General features: G+C 68.0%; 25 protein-coding genes. 16 read left to right on the top strand and 9 right to left on the bottom strand.

Annotated elements, in window-relative coordinates; all coding sequences use genetic code 11:
- Positions 1-18: 18 nt before the first annotated feature.
- Positions 19-567, bottom strand: coding sequence for a DUF308 domain-containing protein (locus H4W81_RS36550; protein ID WP_192778966.1), 549 nt, complete (start codon positions 565-567; stop codon positions 19-21).
- Positions 568-600: 33 nt separating this feature from the next.
- Positions 601-2229: a DUF6351 family protein gene (locus H4W81_RS36545; protein ID WP_192778965.1), complete on the bottom strand. Its 1629-nt coding sequence runs from the start codon at positions 2227-2229 to the stop codon at positions 601-603.
- Between the two features lie 430 nt (positions 2230-2659).
- On the opposite strand from H4W81_RS36545, the gene H4W81_RS36540 reads away from it, so the two are divergent.
- The 5 genes from H4W81_RS36540 to H4W81_RS48965 all read left to right on the top strand — a co-directional run bounded on the left by H4W81_RS36540 (position 2660) and on the right by H4W81_RS48965 (position 6089).
- Positions 2660-3487: an alpha/beta fold hydrolase gene (locus tag H4W81_RS36540; protein WP_318782233.1), complete on the top strand. Its 828-nt coding sequence runs from the start codon at positions 2660-2662 to the stop codon at positions 3485-3487.
- Between the two features lie 35 nt (positions 3488-3522).
- Complete coding sequence (locus H4W81_RS36535; RefSeq protein WP_225958966.1) at positions 3523-3963, top strand: VOC family protein; 441 nt, start codon at positions 3523-3525, stop codon at positions 3961-3963.
- A 41-nt stretch (positions 3964-4004) separates the two neighbouring features.
- Positions 4005-5459, top strand: a complete 1455-nt coding sequence (locus tag H4W81_RS36530) for a dihydrolipoyl dehydrogenase family protein (protein WP_192778963.1) — start codon at positions 4005-4007, stop codon at positions 5457-5459.
- Between the two features lie 250 nt (positions 5460-5709).
- Positions 5710-5964: a hypothetical protein gene (locus H4W81_RS48970; protein ID WP_264083217.1), complete on the top strand. Its 255-nt coding sequence runs from the start codon at positions 5710-5712 to the stop codon at positions 5962-5964.
- A complete protein-coding gene (locus H4W81_RS48965) occupies positions 5961-6089 on the top strand; it encodes a helix-turn-helix domain-containing protein (protein WP_264083216.1) in 129 nt (42 codons plus the stop codon). The genes H4W81_RS48970 and H4W81_RS48965 overlap by 4 nt, the downstream gene beginning before the upstream one ends.
- A 189-nt stretch (positions 6090-6278) precedes the next feature.
- Here the strand turns inward: H4W81_RS48965 and H4W81_RS36520 are convergent, their stop codons facing one another.
- On the bottom strand, positions 6279-6431 hold the full coding sequence (locus H4W81_RS36520) for a hypothetical protein (RefSeq protein WP_192778962.1): 153 nt from the start codon (positions 6429-6431) through the stop codon (positions 6279-6281).
- A gap of 69 nt (positions 6432-6500) precedes the next feature.
- On the opposite strand from H4W81_RS36520, the gene H4W81_RS47995 reads away from it, so the two are divergent.
- The 4 genes from H4W81_RS47995 to H4W81_RS36500 all read left to right on the top strand — a co-directional run bounded on the left by H4W81_RS47995 (position 6501) and on the right by H4W81_RS36500 (position 10254).
- Positions 6501-6701, top strand: coding sequence for a hypothetical protein (locus H4W81_RS47995; protein WP_225958964.1), 201 nt, complete (start codon positions 6501-6503; stop codon positions 6699-6701).
- Between the two features lie 97 nt (positions 6702-6798).
- Positions 6799-8028, top strand: coding sequence for a serine hydrolase domain-containing protein (locus H4W81_RS36510; protein WP_192781257.1), 1230 nt, complete (start codon positions 6799-6801; stop codon positions 8026-8028).
- A 188-nt stretch (positions 8029-8216) separates the two neighbouring features.
- The gene (locus H4W81_RS36505) at positions 8217-8621 is read left to right on the top strand and encodes a hypothetical protein (protein ID WP_192778961.1); all 405 of its coding nucleotides are present in this window, start codon (positions 8217-8219) and stop codon (positions 8619-8621) included.
- A 466-nt stretch (positions 8622-9087) separates the two neighbouring features.
- Positions 9088-10254 carry a serine hydrolase domain-containing protein gene (locus tag H4W81_RS36500; protein WP_192778960.1) on the top strand — a complete coding sequence of 389 codons (1167 nt, stop codon included), beginning with the start codon at positions 9088-9090 and terminating at the stop codon, positions 10252-10254.
- 1165 nt (positions 10255-11419) lie between these two features.
- Here H4W81_RS36500 and H4W81_RS36495 read toward each other — a convergent pair.
- Genes H4W81_RS36495 through H4W81_RS36485 form a run of 3 tightly spaced genes read right to left on the bottom strand, consistent with a single transcriptional unit; the run spans position 11420 to position 13715 of the window.
- A complete protein-coding gene (locus H4W81_RS36495) occupies positions 11420-12211 on the bottom strand; it encodes an alpha/beta fold hydrolase (RefSeq protein WP_192778959.1) in 792 nt (263 codons plus the stop codon).
- 25 nt (positions 12212-12236) lie between these two features.
- Entirely contained in the window at positions 12237-12629 is a 393-nt protein-coding gene (locus tag H4W81_RS36490) for a VOC family protein (RefSeq protein WP_192778958.1), read from the bottom strand.
- A gap of 45 nt (positions 12630-12674) precedes the next feature.
- A complete protein-coding gene (locus H4W81_RS36485) occupies positions 12675-13715 on the bottom strand; it encodes an AraC-like ligand-binding domain-containing protein (RefSeq protein WP_192778957.1) in 1041 nt (346 codons plus the stop codon).
- A gap of 216 nt (positions 13716-13931) precedes the next feature.
- Here H4W81_RS36485 and H4W81_RS36480 point away from each other — a divergent pair, with 216 nt between their 5' ends.
- The 3 genes from H4W81_RS36480 to H4W81_RS36470 all read left to right on the top strand — a co-directional run bounded on the left by H4W81_RS36480 (position 13932) and on the right by H4W81_RS36470 (position 16516).
- Complete coding sequence (locus tag H4W81_RS36480; RefSeq protein ID WP_192778956.1) at positions 13932-14417, top strand: MarR family winged helix-turn-helix transcriptional regulator; 486 nt, start codon at positions 13932-13934, stop codon at positions 14415-14417.
- 78 nt (positions 14418-14495) lie between these two features.
- Complete coding sequence (locus H4W81_RS36475; protein ID WP_192778955.1) at positions 14496-15971, top strand: DHA2 family efflux MFS transporter permease subunit; 1476 nt, start codon at positions 14496-14498, stop codon at positions 15969-15971.
- A gap of 50 nt (positions 15972-16021) precedes the next feature.
- Positions 16022-16516 carry a PPOX class F420-dependent oxidoreductase gene (locus H4W81_RS36470; protein ID WP_192778954.1) on the top strand — a complete coding sequence of 165 codons (495 nt, stop codon included), beginning with the start codon at positions 16022-16024 and terminating at the stop codon, positions 16514-16516.
- Between the two features lie 112 nt (positions 16517-16628).
- On the opposite strand, the gene H4W81_RS36465 is transcribed toward H4W81_RS36470, so the two are convergent.
- Positions 16629-17198: a TetR family transcriptional regulator gene (locus H4W81_RS36465; protein ID WP_192778953.1), complete on the bottom strand. Its 570-nt coding sequence runs from the start codon at positions 17196-17198 to the stop codon at positions 16629-16631.
- A 57-nt stretch (positions 17199-17255) separates the two neighbouring features.
- On the opposite strand from H4W81_RS36465, the gene H4W81_RS36460 reads away from it, so the two are divergent.
- Both H4W81_RS36460 and H4W81_RS36455 read left to right on the top strand, forming a co-directional pair.
- Positions 17256-19025 carry an MDR family MFS transporter gene (locus tag H4W81_RS36460; protein ID WP_192778952.1) on the top strand — a complete coding sequence of 590 codons (1770 nt, stop codon included), beginning with the start codon at positions 17256-17258 and terminating at the stop codon, positions 19023-19025.
- Between the two features lie 4 nt (positions 19026-19029).
- Positions 19030-19758, top strand: a complete 729-nt coding sequence (locus H4W81_RS36455; protein ID WP_318782231.1) for a M15 family metallopeptidase — start codon at positions 19030-19032, stop codon at positions 19756-19758.
- A gap of 539 nt (positions 19759-20297) precedes the next feature.
- On the opposite strand, the gene H4W81_RS36450 is transcribed toward H4W81_RS36455, so the two are convergent.
- Positions 20298-20951, bottom strand: a complete 654-nt coding sequence (locus H4W81_RS36450) for an HAD family hydrolase (protein ID WP_192778951.1) — start codon at positions 20949-20951, stop codon at positions 20298-20300.
- 643 nt (positions 20952-21594) lie between these two features.
- On the opposite strand from H4W81_RS36450, the gene H4W81_RS36445 reads away from it, so the two are divergent.
- Positions 21595-22518, top strand: coding sequence for a hypothetical protein (locus H4W81_RS36445; RefSeq protein WP_192778950.1), 924 nt, complete (start codon positions 21595-21597; stop codon positions 22516-22518).
- 728 nt (positions 22519-23246) lie between these two features.
- Here H4W81_RS36445 and H4W81_RS36440 read toward each other — a convergent pair.
- On the bottom strand, positions 23247-23801 hold the full coding sequence (locus H4W81_RS36440; RefSeq protein WP_192778949.1) for a hypothetical protein: 555 nt from the start codon (positions 23799-23801) through the stop codon (positions 23247-23249).
- 632 nt (positions 23802-24433) lie between these two features.
- Here H4W81_RS36440 and H4W81_RS36435 point away from each other — a divergent pair.
- Positions 24434-24808 (top strand): HAD-IA family hydrolase, encoded by a 375-nt coding sequence (locus tag H4W81_RS36435; RefSeq protein ID WP_475717189.1) that lies wholly within the window; start codon positions 24434-24436, stop codon positions 24806-24808.
- Positions 24809-24865: the final 57 nt, after the last annotated feature.

Raw genomic sequence — 24865 nt, 5'->3', positions numbered from 1 at the left:
GCCGAGCCCAGAGTGCCGTCAGACGGTCTGCGTGTGCCGCTGGCGGGCACGCCAGGCCAGCAGCCCGGCCTGGATGATGAAGAACACGCCGCCGCCGGTGGCATAGACCGACAGCACGTCGAGCGAGGCGTCGTCCCCCAGGGCCTGGATGTTGTAGAAGATGCCCACGAGGAACGACAGACCGCCCGCGATCAGCATCGGCCATTGCTTGCCCAGCTCCGGGCCGCGCCGCCGCAGCCCGACCAGCACCTGCGCCGCGCCGGAGACGACGGCCCAGGCACCGAACACGTGCAGCACCGCCGCCACCCCGCCCGCCCCCGCCAGGCCGACTCCGACGGCGGCCAGAGTGCTGAGCACCCCGTTGAACAGCGTCAGGCGACCCTCTGATCCGTCCTGGACCGCACGCAGCTCGATCAGCGACGACACCGCGTCGATCAGCGGGTAGACGACCAGCAAGGTGATCGCGAGGGTGTCGATGGAGTCGTGCGCGGAGGCGAACGTCGCGGCCCACGCCACGGCCAGGACTCCACGGCCCAGGTACAGCTTCAGCAGGGATGACGCTTTCATGATTGGCGGTCTTTCCAGAAGAGTGGACGGTTGTCAGTGCCGGGCGGGGGCGCAGTAGTAGCTGCCGGCGTCGGCCGGGTCGCCGTGGCCGGTATAGCGGGAGACGGACGGGTACCGACACAACTCGCGCGTCACCGTCTTGCCGGAGGAGTCCGTGATGGCGGCGCTCAGCGTCTGCGGGGCCTTGCCTTGTTCGACCCAGGCCGTCAGGGCGCCGAGGGCGTCGGTGGGTGCGGGGCCGGTGCTCGTGGGGCCGGCGCAGTGGGCGACGCCCGGCGCCAGGAACAGCCGGTAGAAGTCGTCGACCCGGGCCGCACCGCCCATGGCCAGCTCCACCCGCCGGCGGTAGTCCACGGTGCCCTGGGCGGGAATCAGCTGGTCGGCCTGGCCGTGCCAGGTGAGGAGCTTGCCGCCGGACCTGCGGAACGCCGACAGGTTGGGATCATCGGTGCCGATGATCGCGTCGTACTCGGCCTGGGACTGCTCGAACAGCTTGGCGAACTCGGCGTAGGTGATCGTCGAGAGGTCGTAGGAGGGCTGCCGCTTCAGGAACGTCGAGACCCAGGTGGCCGGTACGGGGAACGGCGCGCCCACCCGGTTGCCGTCCGCGTCGACGCGGGTGCCGGCGAGGTCGAAGCCGGCTCCGATCGGGATGCCGGACCACAACTTTCTCCCGGACGGGGTGCGGGGGCCGTCCCAGATCTTGCGGACGACGGCGGCGTCGGCCGCGGTGATGGTCTCCTGCTCGCCGTCGCATTCGACGCTCTTGCCGATGAGTTTCCGCGGGTCGAAGGTGCACGTGGCGGGGTCGCCGATCAGCCCGTCGGGAGCGCCGTCGAGCGGGTCGCAGGCCTTGACGGCGGCCTCGTTGAAGGCGCTGAACTCACAAGGGGAGGGGAAGGTGTTCTCCTCGTTCATCACCACCTGCGGCCACAGGGTCGCGACCTCGAACTCGTCCCAGTTGATCGCCGGAGCAGTGGCCAGAATGCCGTCGAAGTCGCCGGGGTGGCGCTGGGCCTCCATGTAGCCCTGGCGGCCGCCGGTCGAGCAGCCGGTCCAGTACGAGTAGGAGACCGGCCTGCCGTAGACCTCGTTGACCACCTGCTTGCCGACGACCGCCATCTCGTGCTGGGACCGGTCGGCGAAGTTCTTCAGCAGCGCCGTGTCGACCTCGCCGTCACTGTTCAGGGCCCAGCCGGTGTCCAGGTACGTGCCGACGCCGGCGTCGGTGGTCGCGGCGGCGTAGCCGCTCTTGATCGCGCCGGCCAGGCCCGCGCCGTAGTCGCCGGCGGCGAAGGCGCTGCCGCCCAACGCCTGGAAACGGCCGGTCCAGCCCGTCTCCGGCAGCCAGATCCGCACCTTGGCGTGGTCGCCGACGCCCGGGTGGGTGAGCGTGACCGTGACATCGCAGTAGGCCGGCACGTCCGGGATCTCGACCACGTTGGTGAACGGCGGCACCGGAGGGACGGTCACGGTGCCCGCCTCCCGGCTCACCGCCGTCACGGACTCCACCGTGGTGCCCTCCGGAGCATTCACGGAGATGGACGAGCACGTGAACGAGACGGCGGCGGAGCGCGTGGTGCCGGCCGAAGCCGCGGCCGGCAGGCACGCCGCCGCCGCCAGCGACACTCCGGCCGCAAAGATGATCAGAAGGCGTTTCATGACGTTCCTCTCGCTGATGTGCCGGGTCGTCGGCTGTTGCGGTGCGTCTCACTGTCGTTCGCGGCCGGGACCCGGCACATCAGTCAGTTGACGGTCAGCACCGGCGAGCCGCTCCGGGCGCACGTCACACACGCCGCGGCGCAGGTCAGCGGACCGCATGCGGAGACATGCGCGCAGCTCGCGGCCCACGGCCAGGCGGTGCCGCCCGTGCTCACGTCACAGACTGATGAGTTGAATGGCTTAACGCGCTGAGGCGCGCACACGAGTGCCACGGAAGGCCAGGAAGCCCGCCGACCAGCGCAGTTGTGGCACCGAACGACGGCCCGGCTGACTCGCCGTGACTGACCGTCAAGTGACGGATGTGACCGCGGTCCTTCCCAGACAACAGTGATGGCGTCAGACATCTGAAGCCTCCTGAAAGGGGAATTTCGTGGTCAGCAGCAAGGGTGTACGCAGCCGGGGGCTCATGTTGGGCGCCCTGTCGACGGTCGCGATCGGTCTCCTGACCACCGCCGTCGCCACGCCCGCCCTCGCGGCGGACAAGCCCGCCAAGCCGACCATCGTGCTGGAGCACGGCGCCTTCGCCGACGCCTCCAGCTGGAACGCGGTGATCGAAGAGCTGCGCGCGGACGGCTACCCCGTCGTCGCCGCGGCCAACCCGCTGCGCGGACCGGCCAACGACGCGGCCGCACTCCGCAGCGTCCTCGACCACGTCGCCGGACCCAAGATCCTCGTCGGGCACTCCTACGGCGGCTCGGTCATCAGCGTCGCCGGTGCGAACGACCCTCAGGTCAAGGCCCTCGTGTACGTCGCCGCCTTCCTGCCCGCCCCCGGCGAGACCGCCCTGGAGCTGACGAACAAATTCCCCGGCTCCACCCTCCCCGGCGCCCTCGACCCCACCCCCTTCACCCTCCCCGACGGCACCACCGGAACCGACCTGTACATCAAGCCCGGCAAGTTCCACCACCAGTTCGCCGCCGACGTACCGGCCGGCACCGCGGCCCTCATGGCCGCCACCCAGCGGCCCATCGCCCAGTCCGCCCTGGAGGAGAAGACCGAGGCCGCCGCCTGGAAGGACAAGCCCACCTGGGCCATCATCACGACCCAGGACCTCAACATCCCCGCCGCAGTCCAGCGCTACATGGCCAAGCGCGCCCACGCGTACTCCGTCGAAGTACGCGCCTCCCACTCCGTCGCCGTCTCCCAGCCCAAGACCGTGGCCGGCGTCATCGAGAAGGCCGCACGCGCCACCCGATAGCCCCACGACGCGAAAGAAAGATCACGACCATGGACATGAAGCTCGAAGTCGTCGTCCTGCCCGTATCCGACACCGACCGCGCCAAGGACTTCTACACCCGGCAGCTGGGCTTCCGCCTCGACGCGGACTTCCCCATCAACGACGGTTACCGGATCATTCAGGTCACTCCCCCCGGTTCGGCCTGCTCGATCATCTTCGGTGACGGCCTCACCGACGCCGAACCCGGCACGGTCCAGGGACTGCACCTGATCGTGTCCGACATCGAGCAGGCCCACAAGGAGCTGGCGGGCCGCGGCGTCGACGTCACCGGCCCGTTCCACGACGCCACCGGCGCCTTCCACCAGGCCGGCGAGACCGGCCGCGTCATGGGCCTGCACCCGCAGCGCGCCAGCTACGGCACCTTCGCCTCGTTCGACGACCCCGACGGCAACCGCTGGTTCCTGCAGGAGATCACCCAACGGCTACCCGGCCGCTGACCAGCGGCATACCCGAGACACGGCCACACCATGGAGGACCAGTGACCACCGAAGACACCCGTACCTATGACGTGGTCGTGATCGGGGCCGGCCCGGTCGGTGAGAACGTCGCCGACCGGACCACCGCCGCCGGCCTGAGCACCGTCATCGTGGAAAGCGAGCTCGTCGGCGGCGAATGCTCCTACTGGGCTTGCGAACCGAGCAAAGCCCTGCTGCGGCCCGCACTCCTGCGTGCCGACGCCAGCCGAGTGCCCGGCCTGGACCCAGCCGCCGCCGGACCGCTGGACACCGCCGCCGTACTGGCGCATCGCGACCGCATGGCCGCCCACTGGAACGACGACGGCCAGGTCGAATGGCTCAAGACGGCCGGCATCGACCTCCAACGCGGCCATGGCCGACTCGACGGGCCACGACGCGTGGCCGTGACCACCCCCGACGGCGGCACCGTCCACCTGCGGGCCAGGCACGCCGTGGCCGTGTGCACCGGCAGCACAGCCGCCCTCCCCGACCTGCCCGGGCTCGCCGCCCTGCGCCCCTGGACCAGCCGCGAAGCCACCAGCGCCCCGCAGCCGCCCGGACGACTCGTCATCGTCGGCGCAGGCGTCGTGGCCACCGAGATGGCCACCGCCTGGCAGGCCCTCGGCACCGAGGTCATCCTCCTCGCCCGCGGCACCCGCCTGCTGCCGCACATGGAACCCTTCGCCGGCGAACTCGTCGCCGACCGCCTGCGCGAAGCGGGCACCGACCTGCGGTTCGGCGTGACCGTCGCCACCGCTGCCCGTACGGGCGGCGAGGTCCGCATCACCCTCTCCGACGGCGGCCGGCTCACCGCGGACGAGATCCTCTTCGCCACCGGCCGCGCACCCCGCACCGGCGACATCGGCCTCGAGACCGTCGGCCTGACCCCCGGGGACTGGCTCACCACCGACGACACCCTCACCGTCACCGCCGCCTCCGGCGACTGGCTCTACGCCGCGGGCGACGTCAACCGGCGGGCCCTGCTCACCCACCAGGGCAAGTACCAGGCCCGCATCGCCGGCGCCGTCATCGCCGCCCGCGCCTTCGGCACCCCGCTCGACACCGGACGCTGGAGCCCTCACGCCGGCACCGCCGACACCGCAGCCGTACCTCAGGTCGTCTTCACCGACCCCGAGATCGCCAGTGTCGGCCTCACCACCATCGAAGCCCGGCGCACCGGCCGCCGCGTCGATGTCGTCGACTACGATCTCGGCCACGTCGCCGGCGCCATCCAGCACAACCCGGACTACCGCGGCAGAGCCCGCGCCCTCATCGACCCCGATCGCCGCACCGTCGTCGGCGCCACGTTCGCCGGACCAGGCGTCGCCGAGCTCCTCCACTCCGCCACCGTGGCGATCATCGGCGAAACTCCCATCGAACGCCTCTGGCACGCCGTACCGCCCTTCCCCACCATCAGCGAGGTGTGGCTGCGGCTGCTCGAGACGTACCGGGACCAGCACAGCCAAGGGTCTCTGTAGCACATGAAGAGATCCCAGGCCCGTTCGCCATGAACCGCGCCTACGCCCACCAGGCCAGTTACGTCGAGGCGGCCGTCCGCGCCGGATGGCCTGACCTTGCCGCCCAGCCGGTTCGCGCCTGACCGCCTGGGCGCGGACGACGGAGCAGCCGTGGGTCACCGCCATCGCCCTACGCTGCCAGGCGCTGATCGCCGAGGGCGAGGAGGCGGAGCGGCTGTTCGCGCAAGCCGTACAGCTGCATGGACTCAGCGTGGTGCCCATCGAGCAGGCCAGAACAGAGTTGCTGTACCTGCGGCGCGGCCGCCGCCGCGCCGAGGCCCGCCCCCACCTTCGCTCCGCACTGGACATCTTCCTCCGCCTGGGCGCGACCCCCTGGGCCGAGCGGGCCTCCTCCGAGCTGCGAGCCACCGGCGAGACCCCGCCGGCCCGCGAGCAAGCGCCGAGCTGCTGGCGCAGCTCACCCCGCAAGAGCTTCAGGTGGTACGGCTGGCCGCCGCGGGCATGAGCAACCGCGACATCGGCGCGCAGATGTTCCTCAGCCCCCGTACGGTCAGTCATCACCTCTACAAGGCCTATCCCAAGCTCGGGGCCGCCTCCCGCCACGAACTCGCCCGCATGGACCTTCGGTAACGCGACAGATTCGGGGCGCGTGGGTCGTTGCCTAGCGTCATCGGCATGACGAACCACGAGACACTGCAGAACGTGCTCGACCAGGTCGTGGCAGAGGGCGTGCCAGACACCGTCGTCGAGATCAAGGACGAGAACGGGGCGCCCGCGCGCGGCCGGTGACCATTTCCACCCGGGCAGTGCCGCCAAGGCCTACACCGCCGCCACGTCCGGGGGCCGGCCGTCCGGCAGCTGGCGGCCGCCGCTGTCCGCGTCCGCCGGCGCCGCCGCGGTGCCGGGCGAGGCGTCCCAGCGCAGGCCGGTGTAGTCGACGCCAGCGATCGGCTCCAGCCCCAGCAGCGGCATTTACTCCTGCCGCTCCTCCAGCCCGCCACTGAACCTTACGGACGTCCTCGACCCAGCTGACCAGCCCTCGTGCTCGCCGTCGACCATGCGGTGTCGTGTCAGCGGCGGCGTCAGGACGGCAACGGCTTGGTATCAGGGCGGTCGGCGATGGTGGACGCCATGAACGGTTCACCGATTGCGGCCTCGGGGCTGCGAAAGGCATACGAAGACAAGATCGTGCTCGACGGCATCGACCTGGATGTCCGGCGGGGAAGTCGAGCCGGAGCATAAGCACCACGGGCTCACCAGGCCCAGCTCGCCGAGGCCATGGGCGTCACGCCGGGACGGGTCTCGCAGATCGAAAACACTGTGCGCAAGGAGATTCATGATGGAAAAGGGCAACAGCGGCTTCTCCGAGACGGGGCTGCGTAGGCTGCGCGAGGTGCTGGCACGGCATGTGGAGTCCGGGAAGATTCCCGGTCTTGTCGCCCTGGTCAGCCGGGGCGGTGAGACGCACGTCGAAGCGGTCGGGACGATGCGCCATGACGGTGGCACGCCGATGCGCCGGGACACGATCTTCCGGATGGCCTCGACGTCCAAGCCGGTTGCGATGGCGGCGGCGATGGTCCTGCTCGACGAGTGCAGGCTGCGGCTGGACGATGTGGTGGATCCGTGGCTGCCGGAACTCGCCGACCGGCAGGTGCTGAAGCGGATCGACGGCCCGTTGGACGACACCGTGCCGGCACGTCGGCCGATCACCGTGCGGGACCTGCTGACCTCCACGTTCGGGCTCGGCATGGACATGACGGCGCTGGGCGCTCCGATCATGGGCGCGATCTTCGAACGGGGGCTCACGCCCGATCTGCCGGAGCCGATGCCCGAGCCGGATGAGTGGATGCGCCGCCTTGGCACGCTTCCGCTGATGTACCAGCCCGGAGAGCGCTGGCAGTACCAGATCAGCCACGACGTCCTCAGTGTGCTCGTCGCCAGGGTCACGGGCCAGTCGTTCGAGACGTTCCTGCGTGAACGCATTTTCGATCCGCTGGGGATGAAGGACACCGCCTTCCACGTGCCCGCCGACAAGATCGACCGGCTGCCGACCCTCTACGCCCCCGACCCGCAGACCGGAGAGTTCATCGTGTGGGACGAGGCCGCGGGTGGACGGTGGAGCAAGCCTCCGGCGTTCCAGGGCAGCGGCGGCGGGCTGGTCTCCACCGTCGACGACTACCACGCCTACTTCCGGATGCTGCTGAATGGCGGGATGCACGGGAGCGAAAGGATCTTGTCCCGGCCCGCCGTCGAGCTGATGACCACCAACCGCCTCACGCCCGAGCAGAACGCCGCCCGCAACGCCTTGGCCACCAACAACGTCCACCTGTCGTTCGGCCAGGGGCAGCACGGCGGCTGGGGCATGGGGATGGCGGTGCGCACCTACCGTGGCGACTACGCGCCCATCGGCCAGTTCGGCTGGGACGGCGGAAGCGGCACCTCGACCTACGCCGACCCGGACAACCAGCTCACCGGAATCCTGCTCACCCAGGTCGGGATGTCCGTCCCGGATCCGGCGCGGCTCATCCACGACTTCTGGACCACGCTCTACCAGGCGATCGACGACTGACACCGAGCCCGCGCCCGGTAGGCCCGCCTGCGACCCACGACATCCAACGGTCAGCCCCCTGGCGGCCGAACCGTTTCCGCCGGGGTTGGGACCCGACCTGCGCAATCGAGATACCCCGGGCACCAGCAGGACCGCATTCCACTATCCGTCCGTTCACTTGAATTGCAGATTTGAAGGAGCACACCACCATGTCCATCACCCTTACCGACCAGGACAAGCTCACCCTGCGGACCGCCGCGTGGGGCGCCGTCTCACTGATGTCCGCCGCTGGTGCCGCCGGCTCGCCCCACAAGGTCGCCACTCACGGCTCCATCGCCCTGACCTCCGCGACCGGCCTGGTCGGGCACGTGCTCACCAAGGCGCCCAAGGGCGTGAAGTACGGCAAGTCCGTGGCCGAACTCGCCGACCAGGTGCTGCCGGCCCTGACGGCAGCCATGAGCCTGCTCAAGAAGCAGGCTCCGGCAGAGGCCGACAACTTCCGCAGCACCGTCATCGTCGCCATCGAAGCAGCCGCCCGGACCCACCAGGGCGAGCCCAGCCCCACCATGGCGGAGATGGCCCGCAAGATCACCGAGGCCCTCGACGCCGCTTGATGGATGTCGACCTGCGCAGCCACAGCTCGTCACGGGGTCCTCTCCGGACCCCGTGACACGGCGGCATGCCGGGTCAGGGAAGGGGCCGAGCCCCGCCAGGGCGGCCAAGCCGGCTCGCTCACCCTGGGCGGGCTGATCGACCCGGCTCATCACCGCCGATGAGGATGTCGAGCTTCATCGTGCTCGGTGCCGAGCCCCGATTCATCGACTGTCCGCATGACGTCCGCAAACGCGGCCACGGGGGTCATGCCCGGCTGGCTGCTTCGGGCCGCGTGTCAGCTGCGGCGTCAGGACGGCAACAGCCCGGTATCAGAGCGGTCGGCGATGGTGGATGCCATGAACGGTTCAGCGATTGCGGCCTCAAGGCTGGGTGAGATCCCCTCGGGCGACCCGACCTGAGCAATCCAGATACCCCGGGCACCAACACGAAATCGAACTTCGTAACAAAATTCAAAGGAGCACAACCATGTCCATCACCCCTACCGACCAGGACAAGCTCACCCCGCGGACCGGGCAGGATCGCCCGGAGCTGCAGAAGGCCATCCAGGAGATCGTCGACTCCGGTTTCGCCGGGGTGCAGCTGCGCGTGCACGACGAGCGGGGCGAGTGGGTCGGCAGCGCCGGGGTGCGCAAGCTGGGCGAGACCGCCAAGCCGGCGACGAACGGCCACTTCCGGATCGGCAGCAACACCAAGACCTTCGTCGCGACCCTGGTCCTGCAACTGGTGGCCGATGGCAAGGTCGGGCTGGACGCTCCGGCGGATGACTACCTGCCCGAGTTCGACCTGGACCGCCAGATCACGGTGCGGATGCTGCTGCAGCACACGAGTGGGTTGTTCAACTTCACCGGCGAGTACTACCCCGACGGGACGGTCGTGCCGGGGATCCCCTGGCAGGGCCAGGAGTACGTGGACGGCCTGTCCCACACCTACCAGCCGGAGGAGCTGGTACGGCTGGCGTTGTCCAAGCCGGCGCGATTTGAGCCGGGGACGGACTGGAGCTACTCCAACACCAACTACGTGCTGGCCAAGTTGCTGATCGAGAAGGTCACCGGCCGCTCGCTCGCCGAGGAGATGCAGCGGCGGATCTTGGGTCCGCTCGGGCTGTCGGGCACCGTGGTGCCGGGCGCCTCGCCGGAGATCCCCGAGCCGCACGCCCACGGCTACTACCGGTACGAGGACGCCGGCCAGTGGAAGGTGGTCGACGTCACCCGCATGAGCCCCTCTTGGGTCTCCGCCGCCGGTGACATGATCTCGACCACCGAGGATCTCCACACGTTCATCGCCGCGCTGGCGGGCGGCAAGCTCATCCCGGCCCCGCTGCTGGCAGAGATGTGCAAGCCGTACCCCAAGATCGGCTACGGCCTGGGGGTGTTCGTGCAGGAGACGGACTGCGGCGGCACCGTCATCACCCACAACGGCGGCTTCTTTGGCTGGGGGGCGCTGATGTACAGCACGCCCGACGGCAGTAAGACCCTGACCGCCTCGCTGACCACTGGGGACGCCGCGCTCGACTTCGCCGCCACGGCCGAGGCGTTCCAGAAGGCCCAGCAGAGGCTCGTCAATGAAGTGTTCTGCGGCGGGCAGGCCGGATCGGCTGACGAGACGGCCGAGCCGGCTCAGCCGGCGGGCTGAGCACCTCGTACGCCTTGAAGGCTGTACAGCATCGCGATACAGCAACACCGCCTCACGTGATCACGTGCCGCCGATCTCCATCGTCCATCTGACCAGGGCCGGAACCCTCCGAGCTGGCACCCGCCCCTCCCCTCGTAATGAAAGGATTCCGAGCTCGTCGGACGACTCCATCTCTCCGGAGCATATGCGGAATTGATCATCTTTGATGTCGCACCGGCAGGTCAAAGCCGCAGTCCAGGTTGAAGAACAATCGCACTCCTAACGCGGGTGCTGTACAGCAACACCACCGAACAGAGCCGCTCTTGAGCTACCGCAAGCGCATGCACGGTCACAGCAGCAGCATTGGGGAGGCGCCAGAGCCGCGCTGCCTGCCGCTCGCATCGGAGTGGTCAACGCCGTGACGATCGCTCACTTCGCTACTCGCAGACCGTGGTTGGGGCGATCGACGCCGAGTCCCTCCTTCGTCGGGACTCGGCACCGGTTGGCCATGGCTGAGGTGACAGCAGCGCTGACAGCAACGTCCCCACACACCGACGTATCCGTGCCACCGTCCACACGCCCCTGACCACGGTCTCGATCAGCCGAGCAGGGTGGTTGTTCCGCCTCGGAAGGTCAGGTTCCGCGAGGCTCGACTGCCGGCCGCACTCCCCCGCCCTCCGCAGCGACCGCTCGACCGGTGAGACGAGATCGACTCGGCGGCCTCATATAGGGAGAGGTGCGTGGAGACCGTGGAGTGGGCGGCCAGCCGCCGGGCCAGGGTCAAAAGTAGCGCCAGTCGTCGAACCAGGCGGCCGCGTCGGGATCGGGCAGCCCCGCGCGTCGTGCCGGCTCGAAGAAGGCCTCGGCGCTGACGCCGCTCACCTGGCAGGCGCCGTAGCCGCCCAGCGGAAGGAGTATGGCGGCGACGACCCCCGATCTCCAACATGGACGGGAGGCTGGCAACCGCCCATGACAAACGATCAGGTCGTAGAACCCGATGCCGTTCGGACGCGCTTGAACGTCTCGACGACGAGGCCGAACCGCACGCCGTCCACGTGACGTTGGAAGGGCTGAGTCGCTGGAGGGACGGACGCCGTGTGCCCTTGGCGGTACAACGACCGCCGCGGGCGCCCGGTTCATTCCTCGTCATGGGGACACGGCTCGAGCACATCGCCCACTGACGCCGTCAGGCGACGAAGAACTCCAGTAGTTCAGGAGCGAGGGCCTGAGCGGCCACGTTGTGCGTCTGTCCCTCCAGGATCCGGTGGACGGCCCCTGGCACGGCTTTCGCGACGGCCCTTCCCGCGTTGCCCATCCACGCGGGGCTGCTCTCGCCGTTCAGCACGAGCGTGGGCCGGGCGATCGCGGCGAGCGTCCCCATGGGCAGGGCGTTGCCCGGCCCCATGACGGCCGCCTCGTACGCCAAGGTGTGGGCGACCGCTTCCAGCTCCGGCCAGGACGGCTCGGCCCGCATCGCGGCCACCGCCTCGACGGGGAGCTCGGCGGCCTCGACCATGAACCGTCCGATGGCCTCCGCGCGCCTGTCCTGCCTGATGAGGGCCTCCAGCTGGGAGCCGAAGTCGTACGGCAGGCAGGGCGCGGTGTCGTCGACGTGATACGGCGGCTCCCACAGGGCCAGCTTGGAGATGGCCGGGTTCCGGGCCGTGGCCTCCAGCGCCAGGGCGGCGCCCGAGGATCCGCCGAACACCATGGCCGATCCGCCGGCCGTCTCGATGATGGCGTCCAGGTCCTCGAGCTCCCGCCGCACGGCGTAGGGCCGGGTGTCGCCGCTGGCTCCGCGGCCACGACGGTCGTAGTTGAACACGGTGAACCACGGGGCCAGGGCCGCCGCCACGCTGGACAGCGTGGGGTGGCTCCTGTCGGTGAACGCCCCGTGCACCAGGATGACCGCCGGGCCCGAGCCGGATCGGTCGAACGCTATGCGGGTGCCGTCCGCCGAGGTCACCGTGCCTGTCACGGGCTCACTCACTGCGCTCGCGCCTTCAGCCCGCGGGGGTCACCAGGCACAGGGCGGCCCAGTGGTGGCCGTCGAGGTCGGCGAAGCCGCGCTGGTAGCGGTAGCCGTCGTTCACCGGCTCGCCGACGGGCTCGGCGCCCGCCGCCATGGCCTTGCCGACCAGCTCGTCGACCTGCTGGGGGTTGTCCAGGCCGAGGACGAGGATCACCTGGGTCGTCTTGGTCGGGTCGGCGACCTCGGTCCTGGAGTAGCCGGCGAACGTGGGCTCGGCCAGAAGCATGACCTGGGTCTGCTCGCTGATCACGACGGAGGCCATGTCCTCGGTCGCGCCGAAGAAGGTGAGGCCGAGCTCGGTGAAGAAGGCCTTCGAGCGGCTCAGGTCCTTGACCGGCAGGTTCACGAAGAGGGTGTGCGACATGACTGGATCCTTTCCGATGGTGGTTCGCCGGGTGGGCGAACACCTTCAGTCTGCTGATCCGGCGCCGGCCTGACTTGGCTCCTGGTGCCGGCAGATTGACTTTCCGTGCCATGTCTTTCCGGCCGGCGGCATGAGGCGGGCGCGGCGGTACTCGGCGGGCGGCATGCCGTACGTGTGCCGGAACAGCCGGCTGAAATGGGCCGAGTCGGCCAGCCCCCACCTGGATGCGATCGAGCTCACGGAGACGTGATGGAAGGCGGGGTCGGCCAGGTCCTTGCGGCAGCGTTCGAGACGCCGGTGCCGGATCCACGCGGCCACGGTGGTGTCCTGCGTCTCGAACAGCCGGTGCAGCTGGCGTAAGGAGATGTGGTGGGCCGCGGCGACGGTGCCCGGATCGAGATCCGGCAGGCCCAGGCGCTCTTCGATGAAGGAGTGGATGTTCAGCAGCAGCATGCGCGCCTGTGACTCGGCGGACAGGCTCTCCGCCTGGTCGGCTCGCTCGGCGACGGCCGTGGTGATCAGGTCCATGACGACGGTGGACAGCCTGGCGGCGCTGGCGGGCTGGTAGGTCTCCAGATCCACGGCGACCCTGCGCAGCAGCGGCGCGGCGAGGGCGCCGCTGCCGCCGTCCGTCTCGATCGGGACCGCGGTCAGCTTCGCGACGGAGTCGAAGGGTAAGGACAGCATCTCGTGCGGGAGGCTGAACACCGCCAGGTGGACGGCCGAGCGATAGGCCAGCTCGTACGGCCTGCCGAAGTCGTAGATGGCGAACTGCCCGCGGTCGAGCCGCGCGGACCTTCCGTCCTGCGTCAGGACCAGCCCTCCCGACATGGCCAGCACCACCCGGTACAGCGCGGGGCTGTCGCGGCGGATCAGCCCAGGTGTCCGGTGCACGCTGTGGGGCGTGGAGGTGCGCACCCTGCCCACGCCCACGGGGCCGAGCTGCCCCGCGTCGATCTCGCCCCGCAGCGGCGCGTCAGGATCGATCCGCAGGTCGAGCGGGCCGAGGGTGTCGCAGACGATGCTCCGCCACGCGTCATGCCGGCGCGCGGCGGGTACGTCACGCGTGCGGATCAGGACGGCCATCTCGTCGCCCTCCGTTTGTGGCTGCTCCTGCCGATCGTAGCGACGCCACCGGCGCGCGTCAGCGGTGCATCGCGGGCCCTGCGGCAGGCGCGTTTCAGCGGGAGCGACGGCTCATCATGACGCGGCGCGATACTCGAGAGTCGCTCCACCTGGGTATCGATGAACTTTGGTTGTTTGTAGATAATCTGGAACGAGACTGGTTGGTAGACTTGGGACATGACTGCCATGGCACCCGCTCGCACCGAACCGGACCTGTCGTTCCTGCTGGACCATGCCGGTCACGTCCTGAGAACCCGGATGGCCGCGGCGCTCGCCGAGATCGGGCTGACGGCGCGCATGCACTGCGTGCTGGTCCATGCCCAGGAGGAGGAGCGCACGCAGATCCAGCTCGCCGAGATCGGCGACATGGACAAGACCACGATGGTGGTCACCGTCGACGCCCTGGAGAAGGCGGGCCTCGCCGAGCGTCGCCCGTCCACCACGGACCGGCGGGCCCGGATCATCGCGGTCACCGAGAAGGGCGCGGAGATTGCCAGGAAGAGCCAGGAGATCGTCGACGGCGTGCACCGGGCGACCTTGGACGCGCTACCCGAGGACGAGCGCGAGGTGCTCCTGCGCGCCATGAATCGCCTGGTGACGGGACATCTGGCCACCCCCGTCGAGGCGCCGAAAGCGGTCCGGCGGGCTCGACAGAGCGGATAAATAGATCCGCAACGGATCGTCTACAACAAAACTATCTGCTATGGTCGCTCCTGTTCCCCCTTCGAGCAGGAGACGGCCATGTCGCACACCGCACCCTCCCTTCCAGCGGCCCCCGCCGGCCCACCCCGATCGCGCTGGATCGCACTCGCCGTGCTGTCCGCCGCGACGCTGATGACGATCCTGGACGGCAGCATCGTGACCGTGGCGATGCCGGCCATCCAGCGGGATCTGGGCTTCTCGCCCACCGGGCTCAGCTGGACCGTCAACGCGTACCTGATCGCCTTCGGCGGGCTGCTCCTCCTGGCCGGCCGACTGGGCGACCTCATCGGCAGGAAGACCATGTTCCTGGCGGGGAACGCGGTCTTCACCGCCGCGTCGCTACTGGCCGGAGCCGCGACCGGGCCCGGCCTGCTGATCGCCGCCCGGTTCCTGCAGGGGGTCGGCAGCGCCATGGCCGCCGCGGTCGTGCTGGGCATCCTGGTGACGTTGTTCCCAGGGGCCAGGGAGCGGGCGAAGGCGATCGGCATCTTCAGCTTCACCGGCGCCGCCGGCGCCTCGATCGGCCAGGTCCTGGGCGGGGTGCTCACCGACGCGCTCAGCTGGCACTGGATCTTCTTCGTCAACCTGCCGATCGGGCTGGCCACGATCGCGCTGGCGATCTGGACGCTGCCGGGCGAGCGCGGGGCCGGACTCGCCGCCGGGGCCGACGTCATCGGCGCCGTGCTGGTCACCAGCGGCCTGATGCTGGGCATCTACACCGTGGTCAAGATCGAGCAGTACGGCTGGCTCGCGGCGCACACCCTCGGCCTCGGCGCGCTCTCGCTCGCCCTGCTGGCCGGGTTCGTCATCCGTCAGGCGACCGCCAGGACCCCGCTGATGCCGCTGCGCGTCTTCCGCTCACGCAATGTCTCCGGCGCCAACCTCGTCCAGATCCTGACGCTGTCGGCCATGTTCGCCTTCCAGATCCTCGTCGCGCTCTACATGCAGAAGGTCCTCGGCTACGGCGCGCTCGACACCGGCCTGGCGATGCTTCCCGCCGCGGTGGCCATCGGCGCGGTGTCCCTGTTCGTCTCGGCCCGGCTCAACACCCGCTTCGGCGAACGTCCCGTCCTGCTCGCTGGCCTGGCGCTCCTGCTGGGGGCGATGGGCTGGCTCACCCGCGTGCCGGTGAACGCGGACTACGTCACCGACCTGCTCCCGGTCATGCTGCTCATCGCGGGTGGCGGCCTGGTGCTCCCGGCACTGACCACGCTCGGCATGTCCGGCGCCAAGGCCGACGACGCGGGCCTGGCCTCCGGGCTGTTCAACACCACCCAGCAGGTCGGCATGGCCGTCGGCGTGGCAGTGCTGTCCACGCTGGCCGCCTCGCACACCGAGCAGCTGCTGGCAGCCGGCCAGAGCCAGGCCGCCGCGCTGACCGGCGGCTACCAGGTGGCCTTCGCCATCGCCGCCGCGCTGCTGGTGGCCGCCTTCATCGTCGCGCTCCTGGTGCTGCGGCAGCCCCGTCCGGACACTGCCGCCCGGGACACCGCCCGGCTCAGCCCGGCTGCCTGAACACCGCGTCAATCTTCCGACCACACGCAGGACAGAAAGGGTGCATTCACATGACCACGCTCACCACGGACGAGAACGAATCCCACTCCGGCCCCGCGCCGCGGATCCTCACCGATGAAGAGCTGAGCAAGCTGCTCGGTGAACAGCAGTTCGGCGTACTCGCGACCGTCAGGCGCAGCGGCCACCCCCATCTGTCCACCGTCCTGTACCACTGGGATCCTGACGAGCGCGTCATACGGATCTCCACGACGGACGACCGCCTCAAGGCACGGCAGGCACGCACCAACCCCCGCCTCGCGCTGCACGTGAACGGGCCGGACGTCTGGTCGTTCGCCGTCGCCGAGGGCGATGCGGAGGTGTCAGAGGTGTCGACCACGCCCGGAGACGCTGCCGGCCGGGAACTGCTGGCCCTCACCTCAGGCTTTGAGAACCCGGAGCAGGAAACAGCGTTCCTCCGACAGATGGTGAAGGAACGACGCGTGGTGATCAGGCTGCGAGTGTCACGTCTGTACGGCACCGCCCTGGACATCCCCACCGAAGAATGAGGGCGCCATGACAGGAAATGCACATTCCCTGTCGAGCACCCCGGGCCTTCCTGACCGACCGGCGAGCGCCCCACGGCCGCCGACCTCGACGCCACCTCCAAACGCGGCCGCGTCAGCCCAGGTCACTCCGCGCGCGGAGGCACGCCTCGAAGACCGCGGTCAGTCGGTCCACGTCCGCCGATGACGGGTCGGACGGGCCCAGCAGCCGGCGGACCGAGCCGACGCCGAGGAACACCGCCGTCGCCATGCGGGCGCGGGCCATCGCGTCGTCCCCGTCGTCCCCCTCCAGCCGGGCCACCAGCGGGTTGACGACGGCCGTCCTGAGGCGCTCACTCAGCAGCGCCTGGATCTCGGGATCGCCCGCCGACCGCTCCAGCGTGCGCAGGATCGGGCTCTCCGGCTCGGCGCGCATCCGCTGCGCCGCGTACTCGCCCAGCCTGCGGGGCAGCCCCTCGAGGTCGCCCTCGAGGACCTGACGGACCGTCGGCTCCCCCGCCAGCACCTCGCCGAACAATCCGGCCTTGGAGCCGAAATAGCGTCCAACCAGCGCGATGTTCGCGTCGGCCGCCGCGGCGATCATGCGGACGGTCACCTGTTCGTAGCCGTGCTCGGCGAACAGCGCACGCGCCGCCGCGAGCAGGCGCTCCCTGGTCGCCTCGCGATCGCGCAGCCGGGCCTCCATGGGAGAAGCCTAGCTTCACTTGCCGCTCGGCTAGTAAACGAGCGTATACTTCGACGCATGGTACAAAGCAGGCAGTACTCACACAGAGAGATCCTCGAGATCATGTCGGGGCTGATGCTGGCGATGCTCACCTCGATGATCTCGACCTCCGTGGTGGGTACGGCCCTGCCGACGATCGTGGGCGAGCTCGGCGGACAGGAGCAGTACTCCTGGGTCGCCTCGGCCACGATGCTCACGATGACCGTGTCGACACCGCTGTGGGGAAAGCTCTCCGACCTCTACGGCAGGAAGCTCCTCTTCCAGGTGTCGCTCGGCCTCTTCGTCGCCGCCTCCCTCGCGGCGGGCCTCTCCCAGGACATGGGCCAGCTCATCGCGGCGCGTGCCGTACAGGGGCTGGGGGTGGGCGGCCTGTCGGCGCTCTCGCAGGTGATCCTCGGCGACATCGTGCCCCCGCGTGAGCGGGGGCGCTACTCGGGCTACATGGGCGCGGTCTTCGGCATCTCGACGGTGGCGGGGCCGCTGCTCGGCGGGTTCATCGTCGACGCCGACCGGCTCGGCTGGCGCTGGTGCTTCTACGTGTGCGTCCCGTTCGCCGTGGTCGCCTTCGCGGTGATCCAGCGCGTGCTCAAGCTGCCGAAGGTCAGGCGGAACACCTCGATCGACATCTGGGGCGCGACGACCATCACGGCGAGCGCGAGCGCGCTGATGCTGCTGCTGACGCTGGGCGGTCACGAGTTCGCCTGGGACTCCCTCTGGAGCTACATCCTCGGCGCCCTCGCGGCGGTGTCGCTGCTGCTGTCGATCTTCGCCGAGCGGAGCGCGCGCAACCCGATCCTGCCGCCGAGGCTGTTCCGCAACAAGACGTTCGTGCTGACCAGCCTGGCCTCGCTGTTCGTCGGCGTGGCGATGTTCGGCGCGATGATCTACCTGCCGCAGTACCTGCAGATCGTGAAGGGCATGAGCCCCACCGCGTCGGGTCTCATGACGCTGCCGATGGTGTTCGCGCTGTTCCTGTCGGGGGTGATCTCCGGCAAGATCGTCACCAGCACCGGCAGGTGGAAGATCTTCCCCGTGCTCGGCCTGCTGCTGGTGGCCGTCGGCCTGCTCCTGCTGTCGCGCCTGCACGTCGACTCGGAGAAGTGGCTGATCGGCCTGGACGTGGCGGTGCTCGGCGCCGGCCTCGGACTGTCGATGCAGATGCTCATCCTCGCCGCGCAGAACGGCTCCGAGCCGCGCGACATGGCCGCCACCACCTCGGGCGTGTCGTTCTTCAGGTCGCTGGGCGGCGCGGTGGGCGTGGCGGCGTTCGGCGCGATCCTGTCCAACCGGCTCAAGGACGAGATGGCCGCGCTCATGCGGGCCGCGCACATCACCCCTCCAGGCGGCGGCTCGGTCACGCTGGGCAGCCCTTCGGCGATCCAGCAGCTGCCCGAGCCCGTCAAGGGGATCGTGCTGGAGTCCTTCACCAGGGGCCTCGAGACCGTCTTCATGGTCGGCGTGCCGATCGCGCTGCTCGGCTTCGTCGCCGTCCTGTTCCTGAAGGAGCTGCCGCTGCGGGGCAGCGTCGAGCCGCCCAGGCAGCCGAGCAAGGACGACCTGGTCCTCGCGGGACTGCTGCTCGAGCTCATCGCCCAGCGCGTCGAACGGGCGGACGGCCGGCCCTCGGCGCTCGTGACGACGGTGGCGCGGATGGCGCCACCCGACGACCTGCCCGAAGGCGACAGGGCGAGAGCCGTGGCCGCCGGCGTGCTGCGCCCCACCTCACGCGCCCTGCTGGCGCTTGGACCACTGACTCACGTTCGTCTCGACCGGACGGAGTACGCTTGAACAGGTGAAACGCGTCATCGTAGCCGTGTTGTCGCTGGTCACCGCCTGCGGCACCAGCCCCACTCCGACCGCGGCGTCCGACCTCGAGCCGAGGGGCACTGCCACCCCGACGTCGACCCAGGCCCCGACGCCCACCGCGACCCCGACGCCGACACCGACGGGGCCGCCCGCATTCGAGTCGAAGGTGAGCACGCTCAAGCGCGACCAGCTGCCCTACTCGTGGCGACCTGGCTGTCCCGTCCATTACAGGGACCTGCGCCTGATCACGATGACCTACTGGGGCTTCGACGAGAAGGCGCACACCGGCGAGCTCGTGGTCCGCGAAACCGTCACCGACGACATCATCACCGTCTTCAAGCGGCTGTACGGCTGGCGGTACCCGATCAAGAGCATGAAGCTCGTGGACGTCTACAAGGGCAGCGACTTCGACTCGATCGACGCCAACAACACCTCGGCCTTCAACTGCCGCCAGGCGACGGGGTCGGGCAGCTGGTCCAAGCACGCCTACGGCGAGGCCGTCGACCTCAACCCACGCGAGAACCCGTACGTCACGGCGTCGGGCGACACGGCCCACGACAACGCCCGCGCGTTCACCGAACGCCCCCTCGACAAGCCCGGCGTGATCAACCCGGGCGACCGGGTGGTGCGGGCCTTTGCCGCCGTCGGCTGGGAATGGGGCGGCTACTGGTCGGGCACCAAGGACTACCAGCACTTCAGCAAGACCGGCCGCTGAGACCTGGGCTGATGTCGCCGGACGGCCTCCGACCTGCGGTTCGGCACCTCGCTGTGTCTCGGCTTCTCTGGCGGATTCGCGATCTGATGTGCCCTCGTTGTGCCCTGCTTTTCTGGGGTACGGGCATCCGCTCACCAGTCTGCGGAGCCGAACGTTTCTGGATCATGGGCGCTGTTCCAGATCGCTTCGTCCTCCCGGGCGGCTTCTCGCTGGCGTTCGCGGTTCTTGAACTCCGAGGTTCCGGGTGTGCGAGCTCGGCCACGTGAGAGGGCGGCTTGCGTGACTCGCCGTTCCTTCTCCCTCGGAGGGATCTTCCACTCTTGCCCTTGCTTCTCGGCGGCAGCCCGCCGTGCGTCGTGTTCGCTTTGGGCTCTGCGCATGGCGAGCTCCTCGGTACTCATGGCCGTCGCGGCGTCCGGCTTGGCTGGCTGACGCTTGTGAGGCTTCCCCATGCCGGTCATCGTGAAGGGTGGCACGGTCGATGGCGAGATACCGTCAAGCCGCTGTATCACTTGAGCGAGCTGATTCGGGGCCCTTGGCTATCGGTGCTGTAGCAGGATCTCCATCGCCTGGAGAACGTCCGTGACTACATGATCCGCAGTCTGGTCGTGCTCCGGCCACGTACCCCGATCGATCCAAATGGTACGGAGGCCAGCTGATCGCCCTCCGCCGACATCGGCAACAAGATGGTCGCCGACCATCCAACCCCCGTCAGCAAGGGTCGTCCCGCACCTCCTCGCAGCGATCTCGAACAGGCCGACATCGGGCTTGCGAATCCCCTCGACGCCCGACAGCGCGTAAGCATCGACAGCCGCGGCCAATCCAGTCTGCTGGATCTTGCCACGTTGATTGTCGGCCGTCCCGTTGGTGATGATCGCCACCTTCCATCCCGACGCGCGGAGCCGCGCCAGCCCGTCGAGCGTCTCAGGCCGACAGCGGACGAGGTACGGCATGCGCCGGCGATAGCGGCTCCAGAGCTCGTCGACAGAGCTGGAGAGGCTGAAGTGCTCGCGGACCTTGGAGAAGAAGACTTCACGGTGCGGGTGTCCCGCACGGTCGAGAGCGATCAGCCAATCAACCGCTTCGTCAGTAAGGCTGTGCTGGTCGGCAAACTCGCCGGCCCACAGCCGAAAAGCCTCGTCCAGGTCCACGAGCGTGTTGTCGAGGTCGAACAGGGCAAGCCGTTGCGCCACGGCATGGCACCCTATCTGACGCCCTTGGGCCCTTGGGTCTCATCGGTTTCTGTCGCTGGACCGGCATCGGCGCGGACGCCATCGCGACCGCGCATCTGATCCGTAGGGAAGGGCAGATGCCTCGTCAGCTGCCTTCAGGCCTGGTGAAGCGGTGGATACAGGTCGATGGAGTGTGATCGCGCTAGAGGCAGTGTTGCTGTACGGGGCTGCTGTACAACAGCAAACGAGTACGGTCGTGGCTCTCATGCCCAGTGGCAGGTGGACCCGCAGCGCGAAACCGCCAGGCCCCAAGGGGCAGAAGCCGCGCGGCAGCGATCTGGCATCTGCCCGAGGAGAGCGGTGTGCATTCTGCCGTGGAACAGTTCTTCACCTGCTCAAGAACAGAGACTCATGATCACGGCCGTAAAGATCGCCCGTATGTTGTCCGCCGAAACCACACCATCAAAGACAGAAAAGTCTGGCACGCCGGACATCGATAGCCTAGTATTTGGCAATCAGACGTACGCGGACGTCGATCTCTTTGGGTGCCCGGCGGACCCAAAATGGGATGAGGGGCTCATCGAAGTCACCCGCGGTATTCCAGCCTTGCAGCTGATTCACTCGCAGACCTGTAGTGCTGAGCCGGGCAGCATGAGGAGCCTGCGTGTCTCATAGTCCTCAGCTCAAGCGCACAGCCAAGATCTTCCACTTGGCGACCGGTCTTCCGTATCAGGCTGTGTGCCTTCCACTCGCCCGAAGAGGCGTCATCACGCGTGAGCGTCCGATCCCAGAGGCGCGAGCTCGTGCTCAGCAATGGCTAGAGACACAGGTACTGTACGCGCTCTGCGATGCCTTCCGTGACGACGATGGACTGAAAGGCAAGGTGCTCGGGCTTAGCGCGATAAGGCCAGACGAAGACAATCTTGTGCTCGTTCCTGCCCATGCCCTCACCGCTCGTCTGGTCGCCTCCATTCTTCCAATCTATGATGCGGATTATGGCGGTGTATGGGGATGTCCAGGCGTACGCCTTCGTCGGGTGGGGCGGCAACTCTGGCGGCTAGCCGATATCGTCACGGGCGCCTCGGTTCACGTGGTGGTATCAGGCCACGAGGATCCCGCGTCGGTTTACAGGCTGGAACCAAAGTCCCGCATACTGTGGAAAACGAGTCCGGGCCGGCTGACCGATGTCGAGGAGGACACACTGCGCTTCTGGGGCTCCGGCCTGGATCATCAGCGCAAAGAACGAGACCGCATGCTCAGCAGCTTAATGCGGCGGGCGATGCTGCTCAACGCGGTTGGCGTTACTCACGGTGGGGCTAACCTCTACGATCACGCCCATTCTGACATCGTCGTCGAGTGGTGCTGTGGCTCATCCCTGTCTCAGCTCGCCACCAAACTTCAAAAGTCCCGTCTCTTGGCGAGGTGCGATTCCTCTAAAGGAATCAACGGTACAGCACCAGACGATTTAGGGAGCGTAACGTTTCGACCACTCAGCCATGAGATTGGATGGGCGGATAAACGTCCAAGAATCATCGTTCGGCGTATAGACCTGGGGCACCCTGGCGGACCGCGGGAGTTCCTGCCATGACTTTTAGCGACCTTATCACGGTACTGTTGGCTGGAAGTGCAGCGATCATTGGACGCTACGTCGTAGCGCTTATCGGATTAGCGATAACGCTCAGGCGCAGTCCATCCCGTGACAGGGTGGCTCTTTTCAAGGTCTTTGCTCAAGTCCTTCGAGCTCCAAATGCACTAGAATCGGGATTTGCGCCTCTGTTCCGAGGTGCCGACCGGAGGGCGTCGAACGGATCCCAGGGGGTGATGGAGTGAGGCTTACCTGTCGAAGCACGCTGGCGCCTGCACTCGATTTCCACACCAGCAAGCTCTCTCAATCAGCTATCGAGCATTGGCAGCGATCATTTCACGCGTATGACAAAGCCCGAAGTCAGTGATCATCACAGACCTTGTGAAAACCACGGTCGAGGGCCGGCGCAGCTGCACAACCATGTGACGCGGTAGGGAACGAGCAGGCTGTGCGAGGCGGAGTTGCTGAACTAGCGACATCCTGAATTCGCAGGTGGTTGGCGGGCCCTCGGCAACATGTTGGCTACAGGAGCCCTGGAGTTGGTTGCACTTCTGGCTTAGCCTGACAGCTCATTGGTTGCCTGAGCGGCGCTCAGGCAACCAATTTCGCCAGAGGTCACGTCCAAAATGCGGTGTTGAATTGAAACGGGCGTAGTTGCCGCGTCGAACCTCCCGCACGGCAGCAGTATGGCAAGCCGCTCTTCAGACGGAGCCAATCACCTTGCTCATAGATCAGGAGGCTGCGCCGGTGTGCTCAGCGACAAGGCGCCGCACCTCCGCCATGGCCTGTCCTTTCACAACGATCTTCCAGATCTGCCAGCGGCGGGGCGACGACAACGCGACGGCCATAGCTCCGGCGAGTTTCTGGATATCCGCCGCCTGCTCGGTGCGTGGCCGCGCGGACATTAGCAGCCCCTGCAAGGCGCTCACGTAGCCGACGACGAGGTTGAGGAGGGGGCCCAGGAAGGTGCCAGCGTGCCGACCCGCGTCGTCAGCTAGCTGCTGCACCTCGGCCTGGAGCCGGTCGTACTGTCTGTCCTGCTCGACGTACACGTTGCCGCGTACCGCGGGCTCCGCGCTGCTGGGTACCGCTGCGGAGACGAACGCCGCCGCGTGGGCGATGCGAACGGCGGAGGCCAGCAGTTCGCGGCGCGATCGGTGCGCGTCGAGGATCTCCTCCTTGCGGGCTTCCAGGCGGGGCTTGGCGACGTAGTCCAGCGCCAGGTTGAAGATGATGGCGGCCACGGCTGCCGTAGCGACGGCGTCCCAGTTGACAACTGGCAGCATGATCAGGAGCTGTTCCTCTCGGTGTCAGGATGCTCGTGATGATGGCGGCGCATCTGCCGCTCGGTCTCGCTGAATTTGGGCGGCAGTGGCTCGCTGTGCACGAGGTAGCTGCGGAGCTCGGTGGACCACATGTCGACTCAGACGTCGCCTAGTTCCGGGTCGTGGTCGAGATTGGGAGGCCCCGGTAAAGGGTGGCTGCTGGTGCTGATCGTCCGCAGGAGTTTCCGACAGGATCTCAACGAGAGCGGCGGTCGTACGGCTGGCTCACGTAGTGTGAACTGCGTGAACGCCCCGCATATCTCATATCGGATGCGAGGTCATCCCGTATATATCCCGCACTCACAGACTCAGGACCGAAACCCGGCATGACTGCCTCCTTGCAAACGGGAGCCGGTCACAACGTAGAGGGCTCCTCTCCCTGCTCAAGTGGCAGTAGGAGACTGCTGGCGTCTGATCGGGTGAGGCGGCGTTGCTGTATTCGGCTGCTGTACAGCACCACCGGAGCGGTAGGCGCCGTCTGACGATTTGCCGGCCGAACCTCACCGCCTCAGAGGGCGTTCTTCGCCGCGGTACAGGACCACTTCAGGCTGGCTGCGTCGGCCGTGGACCTGTGGGCCGACTACCGGCGACGGATGCCTTACCTTGTCCAATGCCGCCAAGAAGTCCTGGACGGGCTCTCACGGCTTCGGTCCGCGGGGTGGCGGGTGGGGATCGTCACCAACGGCACGGCGGACAACCAACTCGGCAAGATCCAATGCACGGGGCTGGCCGACGTCGTGGACTGCTGGGCACTCTCGGACGCCGAAGGCATTCGCAAGCCGGATGTAGGCCTATTCGAGATCGCTGCGAAGTGGTGCGGCATGCGGCTGAGTGGTGGCGGCTGGATGGTCGGGGACAACCTGGTCAAGGATGTGACCGGCGGGCGAGCAGCCGGACTCAAGACAGTGTGGATCAATCGCGACGCCCAACTCTTCCCCGTAAACGCCCCCAGACCATGTTGTGCCTGACATAGTTCAAGCTTTGTCGCTGCTTATTGCCACGGCACATGCTTTTTGATCATTAGC

It is taken from the genome of Nonomuraea africana (genome assembly GCF_014873535.1).
GTDB classification, from domain to species: Bacteria; Actinomycetota; Actinomycetes; order Streptosporangiales; family Streptosporangiaceae; genus Nonomuraea; species Nonomuraea africana.
The sequence above is the reverse complement of the archived record's forward strand: the minus strand, read 5'-3'. Positions and strand labels throughout refer to the sequence as shown.

Bases quoted from the DNA above. Each gene is read 5' to 3' on its own strand.
- H4W81_RS36550 (WP_192778966.1), bottom strand. From the start codon at position 567: ATGAAAGCGTCATCCCTGCTGAAGCTGTACCTGGGCCGTGGAGTCCTG.
- H4W81_RS36545 (WP_192778965.1), bottom strand. From the start codon at position 2,229: ATGAAACGCCTTCTGATCATCTTTGCGGCCGGAGTGTCGCTGGCGGCG.
- H4W81_RS36535 (WP_225958966.1), top strand. From the start codon at position 3,523: ATGAAGCTCGAAGTCGTCGTCCTGCCCGTATCCGACACCGACCGCGCC.
- H4W81_RS48965 (WP_264083216.1), top strand. From the start codon at position 5,961: ATGAGCAACCGCGACATCGGCGCGCAGATGTTCCTCAGCCCCCGTACG.
- H4W81_RS36520 (WP_192778962.1), bottom strand. From the start codon at position 6,431: ATGCCGCTGCTGGGGCTGGAGCCGATCGCTGGCGTCGACTACACCGGC.
- H4W81_RS36510 (WP_192781257.1), top strand. From the start codon at position 6,799: ATGGAAAAGGGCAACAGCGGCTTCTCCGAGACGGGGCTGCGTAGGCTG.
- H4W81_RS36505 (WP_192778961.1), top strand. From the start codon at position 8,217: ATGTCCATCACCCTTACCGACCAGGACAAGCTCACCCTGCGGACCGCC.
- H4W81_RS36500 (WP_192778960.1), top strand. From the start codon at position 9,088: ATGTCCATCACCCCTACCGACCAGGACAAGCTCACCCCGCGGACCGGG.
- H4W81_RS36490 (WP_192778958.1), bottom strand. From the start codon at position 12,629: ATGTCGCACACCCTCTTCGTGAACCTGCCGGTCAAGGACCTGAGCCGC.
- H4W81_RS36485 (WP_192778957.1), bottom strand. From the start codon at position 13,715: ATGGCCGTCCTGATCCGCACGCGTGACGTACCCGCCGCGCGCCGGCAT.
- H4W81_RS36480 (WP_192778956.1), top strand. From the start codon at position 13,932: ATGACTGCCATGGCACCCGCTCGCACCGAACCGGACCTGTCGTTCCTG.
- H4W81_RS36475 (WP_192778955.1), top strand. From the start codon at position 14,496: ATGTCGCACACCGCACCCTCCCTTCCAGCGGCCCCCGCCGGCCCACCC.
- H4W81_RS36470 (WP_192778954.1), top strand. From the start codon at position 16,022: ATGACCACGCTCACCACGGACGAGAACGAATCCCACTCCGGCCCCGCG.
- H4W81_RS36465 (WP_192778953.1), bottom strand. From the start codon at position 17,198: ATGGAGGCCCGGCTGCGCGATCGCGAGGCGACCAGGGAGCGCCTGCTC.
- H4W81_RS36460 (WP_192778952.1), top strand. From the start codon at position 17,256: ATGGTACAAAGCAGGCAGTACTCACACAGAGAGATCCTCGAGATCATG.
- H4W81_RS36440 (WP_192778949.1), bottom strand. From the start codon at position 23,801: ATGCTGCCAGTTGTCAACTGGGACGCCGTCGCTACGGCAGCCGTGGCC.
- H4W81_RS36435 (WP_475717189.1), top strand. From the start codon at position 24,434: ATGCCTTACCTTGTCCAATGCCGCCAAGAAGTCCTGGACGGGCTCTCA.